Below are 21,824 nucleotides of genomic sequence, written 5' to 3' on the forward strand. Positions count from 1 at the left end.
AGATCAGTCTGGCGCGCCGTTCCCGGGCCAGTACGCTCAGCCGGCCGGTGGATTTCAGCAACCGCCGCCTTCACCGGCGAAAAAGAAGAAGTGGCCATGGGTCATCGGAGGCATCGTGGCGTTCTTCGTGATTGTCGCGATCGCCACTGGCGGCGGGGACAAAGACAAGGAAGAATCCGCCGCGGCCCCCACAACCACGCAAGCCGCGGCCAACGGTGCCTCCGTGGCCGCAGTTGCCCCGGCCGAAGCTCCCAAGGAAACGAAGTCTTCGAATCCCGGAATCGGCGAGGAAGTGCGAGACGGAAAGTTCGGTTTCGTCGTGACGGGTATCGAGACCGGCCTCACGACGATCGGCGACAATCCCTACTTGCAAGAGCAAGCTGAGGGTCAGTTCGTACTCGTTCACGTCGAGATCACGAACACTTCCGACAAGCCCCAGGCTTACTTCGGATCCAATCAGACCTTGATCGACACCGAAGGTCGCGAATTCACCAACAACACGATGGCAGCGATCAATATCGACGCCGAAACCGCGATCGGCGGCGACATAAACCCCGGCATCACACGGAAGACCACCATTGTCTTCGACATCCCGACCAGTGCCACCCCCAAGGAGATCGAGGTACACGACTCGATGTTCTCCGGTGGCGCCACAATTTCGCTTCAGTAAACCCGGAACAGTAAGAACGACGGTCTCCACCAGTTGACGATCAGCTGGTGGAGACCGTTCTCCTGCGAAAGGCCAACGGACTGAGGTCAGTACAGGTACTTGCGGTACGCCTCTTGTCTGGCGGGTTCGAGGTCCTCGACGCGCAGGCTGTGTTGCTCGGCCATCATGTCGCGCAGACTCGGTACGTCATCGGATGCCGGCCACGTCGACAGATCCCACAGCTTCGCCCGCAGAATTGCTCTCGCGCAATGCAGATACGCCTCGTCGATCTGCACGATCACCGCAAGCTGTGCAGGCTTGCCGTTCATCGCCATCGAATCCAACAGATCAGGATCGGTGGACAGAGTCGCCGTGCCGTTGACGCGCACGATCTCGTCGTGCCCGGGCGCGAGAAAGAGGATCCCCACGTGAGGATTCTCGATCATGTTCCGGTACGAGTCAGCGCGCCGGTTGCCCGGACGATCCGGGAGCACGAGCGTCTTCTCGTCGGGAAACAGAACCTGACTGACCAGGTCTCCACGCGGCGAGCAATCGCAATTTCCGGCCGCATCGGATGTCGCGAGCACAAAAAACCGTGCCTGCTCGATGAATTCACGGATCAACGGAGTCGTGTGAGCGGTCTGCTTCTCCATGATCGTCGGATGGGGCTGTCCGAGAATCGCATTGAGTTGTTCCACGGATTCGATCCGCCCGCCCGGGGCGTTCGACGCCGTCACGTCGACACGTCGTCGAGCACGTGGTGGCGCCCGAGCGGCAACACCAACGGCTTACCCGACATGGGGTCCGGGATGATTCGGCTCTCGAGACCGAACACGGTGCGGACGTTGTCGCTCGTGAGCACCTCGGCAGGATCACCCGCCGCGTAGACCCGGCGATCGGCCATGGCGACGAGGTAGTCGGCGTAGCGGGCGGCGAGATTGAGATCGTGCAGAACCATGACAATCGTTGTACCCCGGGTCCGGTTCAGGTCGGTGAGCAGGTCCAAGACCTCAACCTGGTGGCTCACGTCCAAGAAGGTGGTCGGCTCGTCGAGTAGAAGCAGATCGGTTTGTTGGGCGAGCGCCATCGCAATCCACACACGTTGGCGCTGACCACCGGAAAGCTCGTCCACCGATCGTTCGGCCAATTCGGTTGTGTCCGTGGCCGCAAGCGCCTCGGCGACAGCTGCGTCATCCTCGCGGCTCCACCTCGACAGCACCCGCTGATGTGGATGACGACCAAGGCCGACGAGATCGGCGACAACTATCCCTTCCGGTGCGATCGGTGACTGCGGCAGCAGACCGAGCGTGCGAGCGAGCTTCTTCGCAGGCAGGCGATGAACATCCTTGCCGTCCAACAGAACATGACCGCTTCGGGGACTGAGTAGCCGCGACATCGACCGCAGCAGTGTCGATTTGCCGCACGCGTTGGCGCCCACGATGGTCGTGATCTTTCCCGGCGGCACCGCGAGGTCGAGCGATTCGACGACGGTCCGTCCTCCGTAACCGAGTTCGAGGTTTTCGACAGTCAGAGTATGGAATTCGGTCACAGCGAACCTCCCGTTCGGTTGGAGCGAATGATGAGGTAGACGAGATACGGCGCTCCCAGCGCGCCGGTCACCACGCCAACGGGGTAACGGGTGCCGAAGGCGTACTGTCCGCAGAAATCGGCAACGAGCACCAGTAGCGCTCCGACCAGCGCCGACGGAATCAAAAGTGATGTTCCCGGACCGACGATGCGGGCGGCAATGGGGCCGGACAGAAATGCGACGAAGGCGATGGGCCCCGCAGCGGCAGTGGCAAAGGCGATGAGTCCGACGGCCGCAATGATCGTCAGAATGCGCGTTCGTTCCACTCTGACGCCGAGCGCTTGTGCTGCGTCGTCACCGAGCTGGATGGTCGAAAGGTTGCGCGATTGGCTCAGCAGCACCGGCCCGAGCACGACCAGCGCCAGGAGTACGGGAACCGTCGAACCCCAGTTGGCACCGTTGAGACTGCCGGCGAGCCAACGCATCGTCTCCTGCAGATCCCACGCGGCGGCGGTACTGAGAAGGTAGGCGGTGACGCTGTCGAGCATCGCGGCGATGCCGATACCGATCAGGATCAGCCGAGTGCCCGCTACACCGTCCCGGAAAGACAGAACGTAGATCAAGATTGCGACGCCCAGACCGACAGCGATAGCAAAAACCGATACCTGTGAACCGCCGAGTGAAAGCGAGATGATCGCGAAAGCCGCTGCAGCGCTTGCGCCGGAGCTGATTCCGATGATGTCGGGGCTCGCGAGCGGGTTGCGCAGCATCGTCTGGAACGTGATGCCGCCCAAGCCGAAACAGATTCCGGCGACCACAGCGAGGACAGCGCGAGGCAACCGGAGGCGGCCGACGGTGAACGAGGCACCAGGCACGTTCTCCCCCAGCACGACCCGAAGCACATCTGACGGCGGGTAGAAGGTTTTTCCCACCATCAGAGTGACCGCGAAGGATGCGACGGCGAGGACCGTCAGCACGGCAATCACGATGCGGCGGCGTCTACCTCGTCGGATACGGCTTGCTCCGACTGCGTCGACCTCGACTTCGGGAGTAACGAATGTAGTGGTCACAGCTCACGTATTTTCTGACGGCGGACTATGTAAATGAAGAAGGGCGCTCCGATGAGCGCGGTGATGATGCCGACGTCGATTTCGCTCGGCCGGGCGACAATTCGTCCGAGAATGTCGGCGGCGACGAGAAGGCCGGCACCTGTCAGCGCAGAAAACGGTAGTAGCCAACGGTTGTCAATCCCGATCAGCAACCGGCACAGATGCGGGACAACCAAACCGACGAAGCCGATCGGTCCGGCAATGGCAGTGGCTGCACCGCAGAGCAACACTGCACCGAGCGCTGCCACTGCACGAACCACCGCGACGCGTTCGCCGAGACCTGATGCAACCTCGTCACCGAGCGCAAGAGAGTTGAGACTGCGCGCTGACAGCAGACAGATCACGAAGCCGACAATGAGGAAAGGCAGACCCTGCCGGATCACCTCGAAACTCGCGCCACCGACGCCGCCGATCTGCCACGAACGAATGTTGCCCGCAATATCGTTTCGCGGCAGCATGATCGCAGTGATGAACGAAGCAAACGCAGCCGATGTTGCGGCCCCGGCAAGAGCCAACTTGAGTGGCGTGGCTCCACCTCGCCCGAGTGACCCGACCACGTAGACGAACAACGCCGCCCCGGCTGCACCGAGTACGGCCACCCAGATCATGCTGGTCTGGGTCCACAGTCCGAACCACGCCATTCCGATCACCACGGCGAGCGAAGCGCCCATGTTGACGCCCAGGATTCCGGGATCCGCCAAAGGGTTTCGGGTGATCCCCTGCATCACTGCGCCGGCAAGACCGAGCGCAGCTCCCACGATTATCGCGAGCACCGTCCGCGGAATGCGCTTGGCAATCGCGCCCTGACCGATGTTGTCCGTTGAACCACTCAGTGCGGCAAAGATATCGGACCAGTCGACGTCACGAGAGCCGATGACGATCGAGGCGCACATGAGCACCGCGAGGACAACGAGAAGGGCGATCAGCCACAGCGAATTGCCGAACGTCGGGCGCCGCGTATCGCGAGCGCCCGACGTCGAATCCTGCGAGGTTACAGTCACTCCGACTTTCCAGCGGCCCCGGCGAGCAGATCGACGTAGTCGCCGAGTACCCACGAAATTGCGAGTGGAGTCGGGTTGGCCGCCGTTCCCATCGGCCCGGTTCCATTGAGGAACACGATCGCGTTATTGGCGACGGCAGGCATCTGCGAGAGCAATGGGTCAGCCTTGAGTGCGTCGACAAGTGCCTGGTCACCGTAGGTGACGATCAGTTCGACGTCGTCGAAGACGTCCACACGCTCCGCACTGACCTTCTTCGAGAACTCACCACCCGTCGAGGCGTCGGCAACGCTCTTCGGCGTCGAAAGTCCGAGGTCCTCGAAGAACGCGGCGCGCGTGTCGTTCGCCGTGTAGAAGCTGACCTGGCTCAGATCAGCGGTGTCGACGTGCGTCAGGAACATGGTTGCCTTGCCTGCAAGCTGCGGATGCGCGGCAACCTCGTCGGCGATCTCCTTCTCGATGGTGGAGATCAGTTCCTGCCCTTCGGATTCCATGCCGAGGCCCATGCTGTTGAACTTGATGACGTCACGCCACGACGTCGCCCACGGCCCCTCGGGATACGCCACAACCGGAGCGATCTCACTGAGAGTGTCGTAGTCCTCCTGCGTCAATCCGGAGTATGCGGCAAGAATGACGTCAGGGTTCGTATCGGAGACGGCTTCGAAGTCGATGCCGTCGGTCTCGTCGAAGAGCACCGGCGGCTTCGCGCCGAGGTCGTCGAGCTTTTCCTCGACCCACGGCAGCATTCCGTTGCCGTTGTCGTCACCGAAAGTCGCCGCTGCCATTCCGACGGGAACCACGCCGAGAGCAAGGGGCACTTCGTGATTGGCCCAGGCAACAGTGGCAACTCGCTCCGGCTTGGCGTCGATCGTCGTAGTTCCGAAAGCGTGCTCGATCGTGACAGGGAAGGAGCTGGATCCGCTTCCGGCGCTGCCGCCGTCGGCGGTCTCCGAGGAGTCGGAACTGCAAGCTGTCATGCCGAGGGCGACTGCGACCGCTGCTGCGGCCACCGCCAAGAAGCGTTTTGAACGCATGAAAACAGAACTCTCTCGAGAAGGGGTACGGCCCTCAACCCGGCTCAATCAGGCACTTAGGTGAGGTTTGCCTAAACCGTATACGGGAGGGCAATGTGGCGCAATCGCGTGTTTGGGACACCCCGTGTAGCGATCGAGTCAGAGCGAGATGACCGATTAGCTAGCCCGAAACATCCCTGGCGTAGCGCCTGTAGTGCGTCGGAATGCCGCCCCGAATGCGCTGGTCGAGTGGTAGCCCACACGCTCGGCAACCTCTTGTAGATCCAAGCCGTGGGCAAGAAGGGTCACCGCTCGTTGGGCGCGCACAGCCGAGACCCACTGCCCGAAACTCATCCCGGTCTCCGACCGAAATACCCGGGTGATGGTTCGCGGGCTGACACCGAGGAGCCTTGCCCAGTCGGACAGCGTTCGCATGTCACTCGGATCGTCACCGATCGCATCGACGATGGGTTGCAGAAGTGGCGAGTCCGGCACCAGCACCAGCAACTCGTTCGGCGACGGTGCCAGCACGTCGATCACCATCTGCTCCGTGAGCGAGCGCGAAGGAGCTCCGAGTGAATCGTCTGCCAGTCGCTCGAGGAGGTTCCGCAGCAGCGGAGTGACCTCGATCGCCACCGGCACGTCGGACAGAGAAGGAACTGACGCGATGTCGAGCTGAGCGGCCCGATACCAGGTGCCAGCCGGCGCGATCGCCGAGTGCAGGACGCCGGCGGGCATCCACAGACCGACGGTCGGCGTAATGGTCCACGTGCGCGATCCCACCGTGGCGCTCGACGCTCCCCGCTCGTTCCACAACAATTCGTGAGTCGGGTGCGAGTGCGCATCCCACCGGGTCTCGCGGGAGACAAGTTCGTCCATGCCCGCAATGACAAAGGGCACCTCGACCGCCCCCGCCGAGTAGACCGGGAGCGTCCGACTGTCGACGGTCTCCAACGGGTTCTCCTCGGTTCGCGTGGCTGCTCCGCAGAAAGCATAGGTCGCGGGGATCGGTTGTCGGTTCCCACGATCGCGAGGATCACCGCCCGAAATCGCCGAGGTGACCTCACACACATTCAAGAATTGCGTATGCACCACAACAAAAAGAAGGTCACAGACCTGAAGTCTGTGACCTTCTTTCTTGTGCGCCCGAAGGGATTCGAACCCCTAACCTCTTGATCCGTAGTCAAGTGCTCTATCCGTTGAGCTACGGGCGCATGTTCTGTTGTCTTGCTGGTCTTGCGTGTCTTACCGTCGTAATTTCTATCATTTCTAACCCGCCGGTCAAAATCACCGGCTTGGCGGAGGCGAGAGGATTTGAACCTCCGGTCCCTCGTAAAAGGGACAACTCATTAGCAGTGAGTCCCATTCGGCCGCTCTGGCACGCCTCCCTGGGGGTTCCGATCCTTTCGGACCGCCGGATCGAAAGATTACACACCCTTCGCCACCAAAGGCAAAACGTGTGGTCAGCGGGCTGTTTTGTGGACTTACCGCAGGTGGCTGTCGAACCAGTCGAAGATCCGGGTCTGAGCTTCGATGATCGAGGCCGAATCAGGGTCGTCGAGGTCAGCGTCCTCGGACAGCTGTGGCGGCTCGTCCGCCCGGTGAGCCAGTCCGGCGTAGCTGACCACCAGTGTCGCGACGTCGGCCTTCGCGGTCGCTTCCCGGAGCAGAGTCACGTGTTCGCGAGGCGTGCTGGGATCGTCCTCGCCGTACAGCGCCAGCCACGGCGCCTGCAGGGAAGTGGCCGCGTCGACAAGCGCCTGAGCATCCACCGACAAGGCTTCGACGATTCCCCGGGCGGCGACGCTCACCGCGGCGCCGACCGGACGGCTGGTGGCCACGAGCATCGCGGCGGTACCGGCGTCGTCGAATCCGAGCACCCCGATGGTGTCTGCGAGAACTTCGCGTCCGACGAGCCAATCGAGGGTCGCGTCGAAGTCGGCGAAGAGGTTGTCACCGAACACCTCACCCTGCATGTGTTCGGGTTCGCGGTGAAACAGGTGAGGTGCGACGCTCACCCACCCTTCGCCGGCAAGCGCGCACATCAGATTCAGCAGAGCCGGGCTGAACTTCCGGGCTTCATGCAGGACGACGATCCCGCCCCGCGTCGGGCCGTCCGGCTCCACCACGGTCAGCGGAACAGCCGTGGCGACCTCCCCTTCGGCTCCGCGCAGATACGCGGTGGCTCGGAAGATTTCCGACATCTTCTAACTCTGACACGCAGACGGCCGCTACGCACCAAATCAGTGCGCGCATAATCGACTCGTGACCGCACACATTCGCCCTGACCTCGCCTCCATCCCCGCCTACGTTCCCGGACGCAATTTTCCGGGTGCGATCAAGCTGGCGAGCAACGAAACGACAGTAGGGCCGTTGCCCGGTGTGCGTGACGCCGTCGCCGACGCGGTCGCCAATGCCAACCGCTACCCGGACAATGCCGCGGTTGCACTCATCGAGGCGCTGGCCAGCTTCTTGAAAGTCGAGCCGGCCAACGTCGCCGCTGGTTGCGGCTCCGTGACGCTGTGCCAGGAACTCGTGCAGATCACGTGCGATCAGGGTGACGAGGTCATCTACGCGTGGCGTTCGTTCGAGGCCTACCCCGTGGTCACTCAGGTCGGCCACGCCGTCTCGGTCAAGGTTCCGCTCACCGAGGACTTCGGCCACGACCTCGATGCGATGCTGGCCGCGATCACCGACCGCACGCGGTTGATCTTCGTGTGCAACCCCAACAACCCGACCGGCAATGCACTGTCGAAGGCAGAGCTCGAGAGCTTCCTCGACGCTGTGCCGGCGCACGTCGTCGTCGCACTCGACGAGGCGTACTTCGAGTACTCACGCTCGGACGCCGACGGCATCGAGCTGTTCCGCAGTCGCCCCAACGTGGTTGTTCTGCGCACCTTCTCGAAGGCGTACGGCCTCGCGGGAATCCGCGTGGGTTACGCGGTCGCGGATCCGGAGATCATCGTGGCCCTCGGCAAGGTGCACACCCCGTTCACCGTGAGCGCTGTCGCGCAGGCCGCAGCAATCGCTTCCCTGGCTGCAGCAGACGAACTGCTTGCCCGCACCGAAGGTGTCATCGCCGAGCGGACGCGAGTTCGAACCGCTCTGATCGAAGCCGGGTACACCGTCCCCGAGTCGTCGGCGAACTTCGTCTATCTCCCCCTCGGAGAGCTCTCTCCCGCTTTTGCCGAGGCGAGTACCGAAGCGGGCATTCTGATCCGCCAGTACGGCGTCGAGGGCGTCCGGATGACCATCGGCGATCCACACGAGAACGACGCATTCCTCGCTTTCGCGAACACCGACGTCGCGAAGCAGGCCGCGGGCATCGGCGTCACCGCGTGACACTCGATACATAACTGTTACGCCGGGGACTGGAATTCGTTTCGGCAGACGGGCACACTCAGGGAGGTTCGAAGCCGGTCCGAGCGAGGGAGCACGACGCATGACGCGACGCATGACACGAACGTGTGCCGTGCTCGCAACGACCCTTCTCGCCACCACCGCGACCTCCCTGAGTGGCGTCGCCAACGCAGAGTCCCAGGACACGGTGTCGGTACGTCTGTTGGCGTTCAACGATCTGCACGGCAGTCTCCGCCCGCCGGAAGGTGTTCGCAGCGAGATCAGGCAGGCCGACGGCTCGCTCACTCCCGCAGGTGGCGCGGCGTATCTCGCGGCCTACGTGACGCAACTTCGCAGCCAAGCCACCAACTCGCTGCTGTATTCGGTCGGTGACAACTGGGGATCGTCGGCGCTCGAGTCGGCGATGTTCAACGACGAACCGACGGTCGAACTCCTGAACCGGATGAAGATCGACGCCTCCGCGATCGGCAACCACGAACTGGACAAGGGACTCGCCGAGTTCCGACGCATGCAGTCCGGCGGTTGCTCCGCCGTCGATGCGTGCACGTTCAGTCCGTCCTTCGACGGCGCCAACTTCCCACTGATGGCCGCGAACATGACGTACACCAACGGCACCCCGGCCACGCTGCCCTTCACCGTGAACATGGTCGACGGCATTCCGCTCGGAGTCATCGCGATTTCCCCCGCCAACACGTCGCAGATCGTGACACCGGGTGGGATCGCCGATCTGCAGTTCGGCGACGAAGTCGAAGCGATCAACCGCACCGCCGACGTCCTCGACTTCTTCGGCGTCAAAGCCATCACCGTCCTCCTGCACCGTGGGGACGAACCGGCCGTCGAAGGTGGGCCCAACGACTGCAACGTCGAGTCCGGGCCGGCCCGCGACATCGCCCTTCGTGCGTCACCGAAGGTGGACGTCATCTTCACCGCCGACAGCCACCAGCAGTACAACTGCGAATTCCCTGATCCCGCAGGCAATCCCAGAGTCGTGATGCAGGGCGCTTCGCACGGCCGGATCGTGTCCGTCGCAGACGTCACCATCGATCGCAACACCCGCGAGGTCGTTCGCGATCAGACGTCCGCGTTCAATCAGATAGTGACACACGATATTTCGCCGGATCCCGATATTCAGGCTCTCGCCGACCGGGCCTGGTCGGAGGCGTCGGACAGCGCTCAGCGGCCGGTGGGGACCATTACCGCCGATCTGACACGCGACCGCGTCCCCAGCGGCGAATCGACACTCGGCAACCTGGTCGCCGACGCTCAACTCGCCGCCGGATCGACACGAGGCGCCCAACTAGCGTTGACGAACCCCGGCGGCATGCGCGAGGACTTGGACTTCGGCACTTCCGGCCAGGTCACCTACCGCCAGGCCTACGGTGTTCAACCCTTCGGTAACAGCCTCGAGGTGCTCTCCGTCACAGGAGCGGTGTTGAAGGACGCTCTCGAACAGCAATTCCAGATCGACCTCGACGGCACCGCTACCGAGCGCATCCTCTCCCCGTCCGCGGGCTTCACCTACGCCATGGACCGGCGAGCAGCGCCGGGCTCGCGAATCTCGGAAATGCGCTTGAACGGGCAGGACATCGCCCCCGACGGCGTCTACAGCGTCGTGGTGAACAAGTTCCTCGCCGAGGGCGGGGACGGTTTCACCGCACTGAAGAACTCCACCCAGATGACCGGCGCGGGCAACGACCTCGACGCCTTGACTGCCCTGTTCGCAGCCGGGTCCCCGGTCTCGCCGCCTGCCACCGATCGCATCCGCACCGTCGGCTGAATAGGCATCCCCCCGCTCGATTGCCTAGTCTCGACGGGTGATCATCGCGACCCATAACGGCAAGTTCCATGCAGACGACGTCTTCGGCGTATCGCTGCTCAAGCAGCTGTACCCCGACGCCACCGTCGTTCGCAGCCGTGACGAGTCCGTCCTGGGCAGCGCGGACATCGTGCTCGACGTCGGCGGTCGCTACAACCCGGCCGAGGGGCGCTTCGACCATCACCAGCGTGATGCCGGCGAGCGCAGCAACGGCATCCTGTACTCCGCCTTCGGTCTGCTCTGGCAGGAATACGGCCTGCAGTTCTGTGAAGGCGACGCCTCCGTGTTCCGCCGTATCGACAGCCGACTGGTCGAGGGCATCGACGCCGTCGACAACGGCCAAGAGATCTACACCCTCAACGACTACGGCACCAAGCCTTTTGATCTGTCGTCCGTGCTGGACCTTTTCAATCCGATCTCGTCCACCGACGAGGAGTTCGACACCCAGTTCGAGCTGGCCGTCGTTCTCGCAACCCAGGTCTTGATTCGCCTGCGCGCCAAGTATGCCGGCGACGCGGCGGCCGAGCGCGAGTTCACCGAGACCTACGAAAAAGCAACGGATCCGCGCTTCGTCGTGCTGGAACGCTTCGTTCCCCACGGCCGCGCCGCGTCGGCCCAGCCAGAGCTGCTGTTCACCATCTTCCCGAACACCAACGGCGGCTGGTCGATTCAGACGGTCAAGCCTGCTGACTCCAAGTTCGGTTCACGAAAGCTGTTGCCGGAGCCGTGGCGCGGCCTGAACGGCTCGGATCTTGCCGCCCAGACGGGCGTCGACAGTTCGGTCTTCTGCCACAAGGCCGGGTTCATCGCGGCTGCGCAGACCCGTGACGGCGCCCTCCAATTGCTCGAACTGGCACTGGCCGAGTAGTTCTCAGCTCACATTCCCAGCGCCGTCTTCACCGTCGGCCAGGAATCGTGAAGCGCGTCTTGCCAGTACGGCCACGAATGGGTGCCGTCGCTCCGATACGCGAACACTGCGGGAATCGACAACTCCCCCAACCTCGCTTCGAACAGTTGTGTGCACGTATTAGCGAGCGCCTCGAGCGGTCCGCCTTCGATGGCAGTCTGCAGTCCACTCGGGGTGAAGACGTTGTCGTATTCTCCGGGCGCACCTGTACCGGAGGACACGTAGATCGTCTTCCCACGCAGCGTTTCCGCGTTGGTGGACGGGTCGTGCTTTTGCCAGTCGGGGTCCGACGCCGGGCCCCACATGTTGGTGGCGTCGCCCGCCTTGCTGGCCACGGTGAGCCGTACGGAGTCCTGCGAGGACGATTCGGAGTTGTCGAGACAGCCACTGTACGAGGCCAATCCGGTGTAGAGCTTCGGGTGATGTGTGATGAGGTTGGCCGCGCCGAGCGCACCCATGGACACCCCGCCGACCACGTTCGTCCTATTTCCGGAAAACGCAGAATCGATCAACGTCGGAAGTTCTTCTGCGAGAAACGATTCCCACTTGTTCACACCGAGGTTCGGATCGTCGTTCTTCCAGTTGGTGTAGAAACTGCCGGTGCCGCCCACGGGGAGAACGACGTTGACGTTCTTGTCAGCGAAAAACGTTTCGATGTCGGTCTTCTGGGTCCAGGTGCTCTCGGAGTATCCGGATTCCGAACCGGCACTGACTCCGTCGAGTAGGTAGAAGGACGGACGTGAACCGGCGCTCGACGCTGGATGCAGAACCTGCACTTGTACCTCGCGTCGCATGGCCGGCGACTCGACGAACACGGCACTGCGTGTGGGCGACAACTGCTCTATGCGATTGATGTGAGCCCCGGCCTGACCGGCCGAATCTCCTGGTGGGTTTTCAGGTGCCGGTTCGGCATACGCCACTCCGCCCACGACAAGCGCGAGCACGACCAACACAATCCCGACAAACCCAAATCTCCGCATCCGTCAAGCGCCCCCTGAGCATCGCACGACTACCGCTGACCCTCGATTGGACAGGACGAACGTCCCGGGGTCAACCCACTGGTTGGGATTTATTACTCGCGGGTATCCAATGGAGTTGGACAGTTCTCCACCGATGCACACACAGGTGTGGATAACTTCATTCACATCCACTTCCCAGTTGTGCATAACCTGTGGACAAAAGGATGAATTACAACAGAGTTATTCCTCCTACCTGCAACGATTCGTTTCCCCACAGTGTGCATAACTTTGTCGAACAGGGCTCGCGAGACGCCGGTTTCCGGGCGTGTCCATGCAGTTCACACCGCCGCGCCACTCTTTGTTCACAGGCCCGACACCACCGGCCGACAATGCTCCCCACCCCGACTTCATACTTGTTGCATGCTGACCGCTCTGCTCGCCGCCACAGCTGTGCTCGCCCTACTGACTCTGGTCCCCGGGCCCGACATGGCCGTCGTGACGCAGGCTGCTCTCGGCGCGGGCAGATCTGCCGGTTTCCGGGTAGCGGCCGGCATCGTCTCGGGCCTTCTGGTGTGGGGTCTGTTGACCGTCCTCGGGCTGTCGGCGATCCTGGCCGCGTCGGCGGAGGCGTACACCGTCGTCAAGCTCGCCGGCGCGGCTTACCTGATCTATCTCGGTGTGCGAGCACTGTGGGAGAGCCGGACGTCGCGGATGCAACACAATGCCGACGCTCCACGATCGCAGAAGGCCGGGACATGGAAGACGGGCTTCACCACCAACCTGCTCAACCCCAAGATCGCCGTCTTCTACACCGGACTGTTGCCGCAGTTGGTTCCGGCCGGGTGGCCGACGGGACCGTCGCTTGCATTGCTGGTGCTCATCCACGCAGCCATCACCATCGTGTGGCTCAGTGGCTACGTGGTCCTTCTCTCGCGAGCGCGTAGCACCTTCGAGAAGCCCCGAGTGCGACAGGCACTCGAGCGCATAACCGGAACAGTTCTTCTAGGATTCGGAGCGAAGATCGCGCTCGAAGCGCGCTGACACGGCAATCGGAAAAGAGTAGACAGTGGGCGCGTGGGGATCGGGACCGTTCGAGAACGACGGTGCAGGGGATTTGATCGCGTCCATCGGGCACGGTGATTTCACCTTCGAATCGGTGAAGTGGGCATTCGAAGACGACTACCTCGAGGTCGACGGCGGTCAAATCGCCGTCGCCTTGCTCGAATTGGTACTGATCGTGCGTGCCGACCGCAAGCGTGACCCTGCCACCCAAGACCTCGATCTCGACTCCTTCACCTCGGCTCTGACCAGTGAACGGCTCACCTGGCTGATCGAAATGGTGGAGCGCACCATCGCATCGACCGATTCGGAACTGTTCGAGCTGTGGGACGAGCAGGGACCGGAAGAGCTTGCGTCGTGGCGCGTTCCCGTCGTGGACGGTCTCGAGGATCTGCGCGTTCTGTCGGTCTGATTCCGTCGCCGCTCCATCACGTTTGCTTATCGGGCCACAACGGTTCGGTCTTGGTCAGATGCCCTGGTAGGACCCTATGGTCGAACGGATCACCGAGTGAGAACTGTGGCTCGTCGACGACGGGAATCCACGCTCACCCCGGACCCAGGAGCAGACCATCATGGCGACTTTCGTTCCGGCTGCGCGCGTCGACAGAATCAGGGAGTCGCCGAGTGTGGCTGCCGCACAACGAGTGCGCGAGCTGAAGGCCCAGGGCCGTGAAATACTCGACCTGACCGTCGGGGAGCCCGATTTCGACACACCCGACAACATCAAGTCTGCGGCGATCACTGCGATCAACACGGGTCAGACCAAGTACACCGCAGTCAACGGCATCCCGGCTCTACGCGAGGCAATCGCAGCACGCGCGGCTTCGCGAACCGGAATCCAGTACGCGGACAACCAGATCACCGTCGGCGGCGGCGCGAAACAGGTCATCTTCCTCGCTCTCATGGCGACGGTCGAAGCCGGCGTCGAGGTTATCGTTCCCGCCCCTTACTGGGTTTCGTACCCGGATATGGTCCTCGCTCACGACGGAACTCCGGTGATCGTTCAGTGCGAGGAGTCCGACAACTTTCTTCTCACAGCCGAAGCACTATCCGCTGCAATCACTTCGAACACCAAATGGGTCATCCTCAATGCCCCGGGCAACCCCACCGGATCTGTGTACACCCGCGAGCAGCTGCAGGCACTCGCCGAAGTGATCGAGGCCAATCCCCATGTCAGTGTGTTGGTCGACGAGATCTACGACGAGATCAACTTCGGCGACGCTCCGATCCCGAGTCTGCTGCAGGTCGCTCCGCACCTCCGTGATCAGGTACTGGTCACCAACGGAGTCTCCAAGTCTCATGCCATGACCGGGTGGCGACTCGGATACGGACTCGGAAATTCCGGATTGATCGGCGCCGTCAACAAACTGCAGGGTCAGAGTTCTTCCTGCCCGTCCTCGATCAGCCAGGCCGCAGCCGTGGAAGCCCTTACCGGCGACCAGAGTTTCCTCACCGAATCCGTACGAAGTTACCGACGACGACGCGACCTCTCGGCTCACCTCCTCAGTGTTGTCCCCGGGCTCGAGCCCGTCGTGCCGCAGGGTGCGTTCTACCTGTTCGTCAACTGTGCCGGCTTGATCGGCAAGCAGACCCCGGATGGCACCGTGATCGAGTCCGACCAGGATCTCGTCCTCTATCTCCTCGACGAGGCGTCGGTTGCCACCATTCAGGGTTCGGCTTACGGCGCATCGCCGTACTTCCGCATCTCCTTCGCCACCTCCGAGGCCGTCCTCGAAAAGGCCGCGGCACAGATCGCCGCGGCAGTCGAACGCCTTTCCTGATCTTTCATACTTTCTGGAGTACAAGATGATTCACGTCAAGACGAAAATTGATCGCGCGGACAAGGACCTGATTGCCGAACTGGGGACGTTCTCCGCGGCCACGATTCACGAGGCACAGGGACGTAAGGGGTCGCTGCATCCGGCGATCAAACCGATCGACCGCGACATGAAGTTCTGCGGCTCCGCCTTCACAGTCAAGTGCCATCCCCGTGACAACCTCATGCTGCAGGTTGCGATCAGCTACGCACAGCCGGGTGACGTCCTGATCGTCTCTTCAGGTGATCAAGCCGCCGGCCAGTTCGGCGATGTCCTCGCCAATGCCTGTGTTGCGCGCGGCATTACCGCACTGGTCACCGACGGCGGAGTGCGCGATACCCGGGAGATCCGCGAACTCGGATTCCCCGTCTTCTCCAAGCACGTGTACATCGAGGGAACCGTCAAGGAATCTCTCGGCCCGATCAACCATCCCCTGGTCTTCGGAGAACAGGTCATTTATCCCGGTGACGTCGTCAAGGGCGACTGCGACGGCGTTGTCGTGGTCCGCCGCGAGGAGGTTGCCGAGGCAATCGAACTCTCGCGTGCCCGTGACGAAGCCGAAGCCGGGTACATCGAGCGTTACAAGCGGGGCGAGACCCCACTCGAGGTGAGCAATCTGACTGCCCTGCTGGAAGCCAAGGGCCTGGTGGTCGAATAACCTGCTGTGCGCCTTTATTAACCACCCGCGGTTAATAAAGGCGCACAGGGTCGAAGGACTCAGAACCGCAACAGCACCTTCCCCGACACCGAAGCATCCTTGGCGACTGCGAAGGCTTCCAGAGCTTCCTCGACCGGATATTCGTGTGTGAGAACAGCATCGACAGCAAGCGAACCGTCGGCGAGGGCGAGCAGCACCTCGTCGATTTCGTCGTTGAAGCGGAATGAGCCCACCAACTCCAACTCTCGCGTGATCGCCAGCGAAATGTGTACCGGTTGAGGTCCGGACGGAAGAAGCCCGAGCATGACCACCCGTCCACCGCTCGTCGCCCCGCGAATAGCGGATTCGAGCCCGCGATGATTGCCGGTGCACTCGACGACCACGTCGGCATCGGATGCGGCGACTGCCTCGGCGTCGGTGGCCTCGAGAACCCGATCCGCACCGAGCGTCGACGCGATCTGCAGCGGAACGTCGTGCACGTCGACCGCGGTGATCGACTGCGCGCCTGCTCGTTTGAGCACAGCCACGACCAGTGCGCCGATGGGTCCGCAGCCGACGACCAGCGCCTTCTTCCCGCGTACGTCTCCCGCTCGCGAAACAGCGTGCCAGGCAACGCTTGCCGGTTCGGCTACCGACGCAGTCCGCAGGTCCAACCCCTCGGGCAGTTCCCGGAGCATGCGCGTCGGGAGCACTGCGTATTTCACGAAGGCGCCCTCGGTGTGTGGGTACTGCGCTGCACTTCCCAGGTATGTGCAGCAGGGCGAGAGGTTGGGCCGATCGCTCGGGAACCGAGGCGCGGTCCCACCGGGCGTTGCGGGGTGTACGGCCACGGAAGTTCCAACTGCCGGCCCCGTTCCGTCCGCCGCGGCCGTCACGACCGTGCCGACCACCTCGTGACCGAGCAGCATCGGTGCCTTCAGAATCGACTCCCCCGCCGCGCCGTGCGTCCAGTAGTGCAGATCTGATCCACACACACCGCCGTAAGCGATCTCGATCACTGCCTGCTCGGCGGTCGGCGCAGTCAACGCAACATGCTCGACCCGCAGGTCACCTGCCGCATGGGCCACCACTCCGAGCGTCGTTTCCGGTAGTACAAAACTCATGATGCGCTCTCTCAGTCGTTGCGACGGATGAAGTCGAGGCCACCGGGCACCTGGAAGGTGGGGAGCACCTCGATGAGACCAAGATTGACGTGGCCAGGGGCGTCGATCGCGAACTCGATGGTATCCGCGATGTCCTTGGTAGTGATGGATTCGTAGCCTTCGTAGAAGGTCTCCCACGCTTCCTTCATGGCTTCGGGCGTGCCGCCGAGGTTGCGACCGAAGATCTCGGTCTCGACCCGGCCAGGGCAGATCTCGGTCACTCGAATCCGCTTGCCGATGCAGTCGTTTCGCAGCTGGCGCGAAATCTGGTGCACCGCAGCCTTGGTCGCGTGGTAGGCAGTGTGGCCGTAGAAGTTGTACAGGCCGGCGATGGAGCTGATGTTGACGACATGACCTAGATCGCGCTCCACCATTCCCGGCAGCAGAATGCGGCACAGGTGCAGCACTGCACGAAGATTCACGTCCACCATCGCGTCGACCGATGCTTCTTCGGCGTCGAGAATGTTTCCGGTTGCGGACACCCCCGCGTTGTTGACGAGGATGTCGATCTCCAGTCCGCCGACAGCTTCGGCGAGCGCGGCGGTGTCGGTGATGTCCACGGGCAGAGGGATCATTCCGGTGCGATCGGCAACCTCACCGAGCTTGTCGGCATTGCGGGCGACGCCGTAGACCGTCAGTCCGCGCTTGGTGAACATCTCGGTGACGGCGGCACCCATTCCGGTGTTGGCGCCGGTGACGAGAGCTGTGCGGTAATCGGAGAAAGGCATTGTGTGCTCCTACAGGAAGAAATTGGTATGACCCGGCGGCCGCCGCGGACTGCAGGCGGCCACCGGGCCGGATCAGGAGTGACTCACGCGAGAAGTCACAGAGTGTCGCGTAGCGGAACGTGGGCGCGATCGGTGATGGTGCTGACCGCGATCAGCGTGCCGATTGCAGTGATGACCGCGTAGAAGGCGGGAACGTAGATACCGAATTCGGGGATCAACCAGGTCATCAACAACGGTGCGGTACCACCGAAGAGTGCGGACGAGATGTTGTAACCCAAACCGTAGGCGGAGTAGCGAACCCGCGTGGGGAACAGTTCGACGATCAGGATGTGGATGACGGCTGTGTGCCCGGCGAAGATCACTGCCATGAGGCAGGCACCGAGAACGGCGAGGCCGACGTTGCCGGTCACGATCATGGCATAGCAGGGGATCGCTCCGATCGCCATTGCCGCAGCTGCACCGGCGATGACCTTCTTGCGACCGATCCGGTCGGAGAGAGCACCCATGAACGGAATCGCGAAGCAGATCGCGACCAGGCTGGATGCGGTGACGAGAAGCGCTGTCCCGGTCGAGAATCCGATCTGATCGCCTTTGAGGAACGTGGGCATGTACGAGAACAGAACGTAGTAGCCGGAACCATTCATCAAGGGGATGAACAGGGCGAGGATCATGGCGCGACGGTGTTCGGGAGTGGAGAATGCTTCCTTGAGCGGATTGCGCGACAAACCGCCGGATTCCTTGAGCCGCTCGAAGTTCGGGGTATCGGAGATCGCGCGGCGGATGTACCAGCCGATGATTCCCATCGGAATGGCCATGAGGAACGGGATGCGCCACGCCCACGATGCGAGTCCGCCGCCGTTGATCGCGTCGGCGTTGAGCCACGGCGACATGGCAAACGCGATCATCGTTCCGGTCAGCAGTGCGAGGAACGACGCGATCTGCGCGTAGCTCGTGATCAAGCCGCGCTTGCCTTCCGGGGCGTGTTCGGCGAGGAACGTCATGGCGCCGGCAGCTTCACCACCGACGGAGAATCCCTGCACGATCCGCAGAAAGATCAGCAGTGCCGGTGCCGCGATACCGATGGCCGCGTAGGTGGGCAGCAAGCCGATACCGGCGGTCGCCACGCTGATCAGCATGATGACGAACACCAACATCTTCTGTCGACCGATCCGGTCGCCGAGGATGCCGCAGACCACCGCGCCGAGGGGCCGAACGAAGAACGAGACCGCGTAGCCGGCGAACACCAGCATCAGCGCGTCGCTCGACTTCGATACGTCGAAGAACACGATGGCCAGTGCCGTCGCCATGAACGCGAAGACACCGTTGTCGTAGAGCTCGACGAAGATGCCGACGCAGCCCGCTGCGACGACTTTCCGGACCTTGCGCGGGTCGGCTACCTGGCCGTCTACCGCTTCGATGGTGTTGGTCATGCTGTCTCCAAAATAGACGCGCGGCGCGGAGCGCTCGCGGGGCGTGTGGTGCCGACGTGGCTCGGTACTCGGGCTTCCGAGGTGTGAAGAGGTATCCGGAGGGTGGTGAATACGTTCTCCACACGCCGCCTCAGCAAGGCGATGCGGTGCTGCTGTTCGCGGTGCTCTGCAACCGCCGTTGCGACGCTGCAGTTCCGGAATCGGACGCGGTGCCCGGGTCGGGCCTGTCCCAGCTGTGAGAGTGAAACGGTGGTGACGACTGCCAGCACCGGATAACCGGCGGTGACGCCTCTACCTCGATGCAGGACCAGAAGTTCGTTGCCAGCGGGTACTTCGACGGCACCGATGGGGACGCCGCGCGAGAGGACCTCGCCGGTGCCGGTGCGCTGTGGGAGCGGCTGCTCATCGGTAGATGCCAGCCGAAGCCCGATGTGATTGCTCTGATCGCCCACCACGAATTCGGTGCCGAACAGCGCGGCTGCACTCTCCCCGAAGTCGTCGATGTCGGGGCCGTCGGTCACGTCGAGCGTCCACACGTTGCCGAAGGACGGTCGGTCGGGCAACAACCGGAACAGCGGTAGCCGGAAGACCGGGTGGTCGATCGGCGGGCAGTCGGTGTCGACGACCAGCGTCTCCTCCGCGGTCAAGTGACGGCCGAATCCGAGGACCTGGTCGGGAGCGCAGCTGCCCAGGAGGTAGTCGGCCGTCAGCTCTCCGTGGACGGCGACGTAGACGCGCAATCCGTCGTGGATTCCGGTGACGGCAAGCCGCTGACCGGCTCGCCAGACGATCGGTTCCCACTGCGGTTGCCGATGTCCGTCCACGGTCACCGTTGCGGGTGCACCCGTGACGGCGATCAGCAGATCCGTGGACGCCGACGCTGAAAAGTCGAGGGCCGTCAACTCCAGTAGCGGGGCCTCGCGCCTACTACCCACCAACGCGTTGGCGATCTCCGCGCTGATCTGGTCGGCTGCGCCGCCCGTCGCCTGACCGAACTGCGACGCCGATCCACGCCCCAAATCCTGGACGGAGCTGATTCCGGGAGTCAGGACGGTGACGGTCTCAGCCATGGGGATCACCCCCTACGGGCAGGAGCGAGCGTCCGTCGAAGTCGTCCCAGCGATCGGCGTCGATCGCACGGAAGACGAACAGATCGCCCGGGCGGTAGGCAGAAATCTGCTCCGACGCCGGATCGACCAAGATGAGCGGGGTCCGGCCGATCACTGCCCAACCGCCGGGCGCAGGCCTGGCCGAAACGACTGCCTGACGTCCGGCCACCGCAACGGAACCGGCCGCGACGTGCGGTCGCGGGCTCGATCGGCGCGGGATGGGAAGGCCGAACGCCGGGCCGTCGAGCATCGGGGCGCCGCCGGGTGAGCCGTAGCAACGCATGACCAACGGGGCTGCGGAGTGAAGGCGCACCACTTCGGCTTCGGTGACGCCGAGAAACCGCGCTGTATCACCCAGGTCCGGGCCGTGTTCGCCCCCGTAGACGACGGGGATCTCGAACGTCCTAGGTTCACCTTCCAGCGGTCGGGGGATAGTCGTTGCTTCGCGAACCAGGCCGCGGACGGCGTCGTGGTCGGTGAGGAGGTTGTCGAACTCGACCAGCAGGGCGTCGTATGTCGGGATGACGCTGACGATGCCGTCGGCACCGAGATCGAAACGTGCAGCGATCGATCGAACGGTGTTCCAGTTCTGCTCGGCGGTCCCGCCGCTGACACTGACGCGAACGGCGGCGTCACCGCAGTCGGCGACGTAGGTCTTCACGCGGAACACCCGACATCACGGGCCCGCCGTGACGCCACGACCCGGGTCAGCGGCGCAATGGTGACACCGGCGGCCTCGAGCGCGGCGCGAATCGCCTTCGCGTTCGCGACGGCACCGGGGTTGTCACCGTGCACGAGGACCGTATCGGCGACAACCGGGATCAACGTGCCGTCCACAGCTTCGACGACTTCCTCGACCACCATCCGAACGGTCCGCTCGACCAGAACGTCGACGTCGTGAATCACCGCTCCCGGCTCGCTGCGGGGCACGAGAGTTCCGTCGGAGTTGTATGCGCGATCCGCGATTCCGACGATGCCGACGCTCAATCCGCGGGCAGTCGCCTCGTCGGCCAACGCCCCGTCCTGGGCGAGCACGATCAACGACGGATCGAAGGCCGCGACCGCATCGACGACGGCGCGCGCGTAATCCTGGCGTACGGCAACAAGATTCCCGAGCTTGCCGTGGGGAGCGATGTGCGACAACGACGTTCCGCTCGCGACCGCAAAGGCGTGAAGGGCGCCGAGTTGGAACAGCACGTCGGTTCGGACCTCGTTCTCACTGAGATCCATCGCGCGACGTCCGAATCCGGCGAGGTCCGGAAAACTCGGATGCGCGCCGATGCCGATACCGCGCGATACGCACCCCCGCACGGTCGCATCCATGGTTCGTGGATCGCCTGCATGGAATCCGCAAGCGATGTTGGCCGAAGTCAGCGTGTCGAGCAGAGCATCGTCGGCGCCCATGGTCCACGTGCCGAAACCTTCGCCGAGATCGGCGACAAGATCGATGCTGGTTGCCATTTCGGTCCTTCCGGTTCGTTTACTTGTTCGTACGGGCGCCGTTGCCCGTGGTTGGTCCGACTGTCGAAGTTCTGTGTGTCG

The 21,824-nt window shown here is 63.1% G+C and carries 22 protein-coding genes and 2 tRNA genes; 8 read left to right on the forward strand and 16 right to left on the reverse strand.

Features of this window, described 5'->3' with window-relative positions; all coding sequences use genetic code 11:
* Nucleotides 1–115 precede the first annotated feature (115 nt).
* Nucleotides 116–670 (forward strand): DUF4352 domain-containing protein, encoded by a 555-nt coding sequence (locus tag P3G66_RS19650; RefSeq protein ID WP_051720817.1) that lies wholly within the window; start codon nt 116–118, stop codon nt 668–670.
* A gap of 86 nt (nt 671–756) precedes the next feature.
* Here the strand turns inward: P3G66_RS19650 and P3G66_RS19655 are convergent, their stop codons facing one another.
* The 9 genes from P3G66_RS19655 to P3G66_RS19695 all read right to left on the reverse strand — a co-directional run bounded on the left by P3G66_RS19655 (nt 757) and on the right by P3G66_RS19695 (nt 7,501).
* On the reverse strand, nt 757–1,386 hold the full coding sequence (locus tag P3G66_RS19655; RefSeq protein WP_058227063.1) for a pyridoxamine 5'-phosphate oxidase family protein: 630 nt from the start codon (nt 1,384–1,386) through the stop codon (nt 757–759).
* The gene (locus P3G66_RS19660) at nt 1,383–2,198 is read right to left on the reverse strand and encodes an ABC transporter ATP-binding protein (RefSeq protein WP_276117016.1); all 816 of its coding nucleotides are present in this window, start codon (nt 2,196–2,198) and stop codon (nt 1,383–1,385) included. Before P3G66_RS19660 ends, P3G66_RS19655 begins: the two co-directional genes overlap by 4 nt.
* Nucleotides 2,195–3,247 (reverse strand): iron chelate uptake ABC transporter family permease subunit, encoded by a 1,053-nt coding sequence (locus P3G66_RS19665; RefSeq protein ID WP_073512859.1) that lies wholly within the window; start codon nt 3,245–3,247, stop codon nt 2,195–2,197. The genes P3G66_RS19660 and P3G66_RS19665 overlap by 4 nt, the downstream gene beginning before the upstream one ends.
* Complete coding sequence (locus P3G66_RS19670) at nt 3,244–4,287, reverse strand: iron ABC transporter permease (RefSeq protein ID WP_003943862.1); 1,044 nt, start codon at nt 4,285–4,287, stop codon at nt 3,244–3,246. The genes P3G66_RS19665 and P3G66_RS19670 overlap by 4 nt, the downstream gene beginning before the upstream one ends.
* Nucleotides 4,284–5,318: an iron-siderophore ABC transporter substrate-binding protein gene (locus P3G66_RS19675; RefSeq protein ID WP_030535759.1), complete on the reverse strand. Its 1,035-nt coding sequence runs from the start codon at nt 5,316–5,318 to the stop codon at nt 4,284–4,286. The genes P3G66_RS19670 and P3G66_RS19675 overlap by 4 nt, the downstream gene beginning before the upstream one ends.
* Nucleotides 5,319–5,474: 156 nt before the next feature.
* Nucleotides 5,475–6,392 (reverse strand): AraC family transcriptional regulator, encoded by a 918-nt coding sequence (locus P3G66_RS19680; RefSeq protein WP_204855064.1) that lies wholly within the window; start codon nt 6,390–6,392, stop codon nt 5,475–5,477.
* 46 nt (nt 6,393–6,438) lie between these two features.
* Nucleotides 6,439–6,511, reverse strand: a tRNA-Arg gene (locus P3G66_RS19685).
* An 82-nt stretch (nt 6,512–6,593) separates the two neighbouring features.
* Nucleotides 6,594–6,685, reverse strand: a tRNA-Ser gene (locus P3G66_RS19690).
* 96 nt (nt 6,686–6,781) lie between these two features.
* Nucleotides 6,782–7,501: a dienelactone hydrolase family protein gene (locus P3G66_RS19695; protein ID WP_003943860.1), complete on the reverse strand. Its 720-nt coding sequence runs from the start codon at nt 7,499–7,501 to the stop codon at nt 6,782–6,784.
* 61 nt (nt 7,502–7,562) lie between these two features.
* Here P3G66_RS19695 and hisC point away from each other — a divergent pair, with 61 nt between their 5' ends.
* The 3 genes from hisC (at nt 7,563) to P3G66_RS19710 (ending at nt 11,341) form a co-directional block, all read left to right on the forward strand.
* Nucleotides 7,563–8,639 carry a histidinol-phosphate transaminase gene (hisC, locus tag P3G66_RS19700; protein WP_007731684.1) on the forward strand — a complete coding sequence of 359 codons (1,077 nt, stop codon included), beginning with the start codon at nt 7,563–7,565 and terminating at the stop codon, nt 8,637–8,639.
* 100 nt (nt 8,640–8,739) lie between these two features.
* On the forward strand, nt 8,740–10,434 hold the full coding sequence (locus tag P3G66_RS19705; protein WP_204855065.1) for a 5'-nucleotidase C-terminal domain-containing protein: 1,695 nt from the start codon (nt 8,740–8,742) through the stop codon (nt 10,432–10,434).
* Between the two features lie 37 nt (nt 10,435–10,471).
* Nucleotides 10,472–11,341 carry an MYG1 family protein gene (locus P3G66_RS19710; RefSeq protein ID WP_047271521.1) on the forward strand — a complete coding sequence of 290 codons (870 nt, stop codon included), beginning with the start codon at nt 10,472–10,474 and terminating at the stop codon, nt 11,339–11,341.
* Nucleotides 11,342–11,349: 8 nt separating this feature from the next.
* On the opposite strand, the gene P3G66_RS19715 is transcribed toward P3G66_RS19710, so the two are convergent.
* Nucleotides 11,350–12,333, reverse strand: a complete 984-nt coding sequence (locus tag P3G66_RS19715; RefSeq protein ID WP_276117034.1) for an alpha/beta hydrolase family protein — start codon at nt 12,331–12,333, stop codon at nt 11,350–11,352.
* Nucleotides 12,334–12,759: 426 nt separating this feature from the next.
* On the opposite strand from P3G66_RS19715, the gene P3G66_RS19720 reads away from it, so the two are divergent.
* The 4 genes from P3G66_RS19720 (at nt 12,760) to P3G66_RS19735 (ending at nt 15,873) form a co-directional block, all read left to right on the forward strand.
* Nucleotides 12,760–13,380 (forward strand): LysE family translocator, encoded by a 621-nt coding sequence (locus P3G66_RS19720; RefSeq protein WP_007731691.1) that lies wholly within the window; start codon nt 12,760–12,762, stop codon nt 13,378–13,380.
* A 25-nt stretch (nt 13,381–13,405) separates the two neighbouring features.
* Complete coding sequence (locus tag P3G66_RS19725) at nt 13,406–13,810, forward strand: DUF4259 domain-containing protein (RefSeq protein ID WP_042447698.1); 405 nt, start codon at nt 13,406–13,408, stop codon at nt 13,808–13,810.
* 160 nt (nt 13,811–13,970) lie between these two features.
* Entirely contained in the window at nt 13,971–15,179 is a 1,209-nt protein-coding gene (locus P3G66_RS19730; protein ID WP_007731694.1) for an aspartate transaminase, read from the forward strand.
* A gap of 25 nt (nt 15,180–15,204) precedes the next feature.
* On the forward strand, nt 15,205–15,873 hold the full coding sequence (locus tag P3G66_RS19735; protein ID WP_007731695.1) for a 4-carboxy-4-hydroxy-2-oxoadipate aldolase/oxaloacetate decarboxylase: 669 nt from the start codon (nt 15,205–15,207) through the stop codon (nt 15,871–15,873).
* Nucleotides 15,874–15,932: 59 nt separating this feature from the next.
* On the opposite strand, the gene P3G66_RS19740 is transcribed toward P3G66_RS19735, so the two are convergent.
* The 6 genes from P3G66_RS19740 to P3G66_RS19765 all read right to left on the reverse strand — a co-directional run bounded on the left by P3G66_RS19740 (nt 15,933) and on the right by P3G66_RS19765 (nt 21,743).
* The gene (locus tag P3G66_RS19740; protein WP_276117017.1) at nt 15,933–16,976 is read right to left on the reverse strand and encodes an L-idonate 5-dehydrogenase; all 1,044 of its coding nucleotides are present in this window, start codon (nt 16,974–16,976) and stop codon (nt 15,933–15,935) included.
* An 11-nt stretch (nt 16,977–16,987) separates the two neighbouring features.
* A complete protein-coding gene (locus tag P3G66_RS19745; protein WP_007731698.1) occupies nt 16,988–17,743 on the reverse strand; it encodes an SDR family oxidoreductase in 756 nt (251 codons plus the stop codon).
* Nucleotides 17,744–17,838: 95 nt separating this feature from the next.
* Entirely contained in the window at nt 17,839–19,173 is a 1,335-nt protein-coding gene (locus tag P3G66_RS19750) for an MFS transporter (RefSeq protein ID WP_047271513.1), read from the reverse strand.
* Nucleotides 19,170–20,243: an allophanate hydrolase gene (locus P3G66_RS19755; RefSeq protein ID WP_276117018.1), complete on the reverse strand. Its 1,074-nt coding sequence runs from the start codon at nt 20,241–20,243 to the stop codon at nt 19,170–19,172. Before P3G66_RS19755 ends, P3G66_RS19750 begins: the two co-directional genes overlap by 4 nt.
* Nucleotides 20,236–20,943, reverse strand: a complete 708-nt coding sequence (locus P3G66_RS19760; protein WP_172403470.1) for a carboxyltransferase domain-containing protein — start codon at nt 20,941–20,943, stop codon at nt 20,236–20,238. Before P3G66_RS19760 ends, P3G66_RS19755 begins: the two co-directional genes overlap by 8 nt.
* Complete coding sequence (locus P3G66_RS19765) at nt 20,940–21,743, reverse strand: 5-oxoprolinase subunit PxpA (RefSeq protein WP_007731705.1); 804 nt, start codon at nt 21,741–21,743, stop codon at nt 20,940–20,942. Before P3G66_RS19765 ends, P3G66_RS19760 begins: the two co-directional genes overlap by 4 nt.
* Nucleotides 21,744–21,824 lie beyond the last annotated feature (81 nt).

Source organism: Rhodococcus sp. C3V (assembly GCF_029269915.1).
GTDB lineage: Bacteria > Actinomycetota > Actinomycetes > Mycobacteriales > Mycobacteriaceae > Rhodococcus_F > Rhodococcus_F qingshengii.